This is a genomic window from Adlercreutzia equolifaciens (assembly GCF_029076695.1).
Classification (GTDB): domain Bacteria; phylum Actinomycetota; class Coriobacteriia; order Coriobacteriales; family Eggerthellaceae; genus Adlercreutzia; species Adlercreutzia equolifaciens_A.
The window spans coordinates 1-293 of sequence record NZ_JARFIK010000531.1 but is presented as its reverse complement, the minus strand read 5'-3'; the positions used below and the strand labels follow the sequence as shown (position 1 = coordinate 293).

General features: G+C 40.3%; 1 protein-coding gene. It reads right to left on the bottom strand.

Annotation, left to right across the window (positions count from 1 at the left end; all coding sequences use genetic code 11):
• Positions 1-293, bottom strand: a 293-nt coding sequence (locus PZH32_RS13490) for a hypothetical protein (RefSeq protein WP_275208763.1), incomplete at both ends; no start/stop codon positions are given.

Here is a 293-nt window from a genome sequence, read left to right as displayed (position 1 = left end):
ATCCGAATATCTTCCATTCCCATCTTGTTTTGGTTAAAGGTTATTTTATAGCCGATATAATGTGTTTTATAATCGTATGGATATTCGATATCTTTTTGGATCACCTTGCTGCTATACCACTGCACTGCACCTGCCGGTATTTTTCCCTGTATTCCATCCCGTGTCAGATAGACATTATTAAAAAGCCATTTATCACCATTTCCGGCCCATCCATCCACAAATTGCGGATCCGTAAACCTCGTATAGAATTTGAAGGTTGCGCTTTTGCCCCGCAGAAGATCTCCAAAATCGAT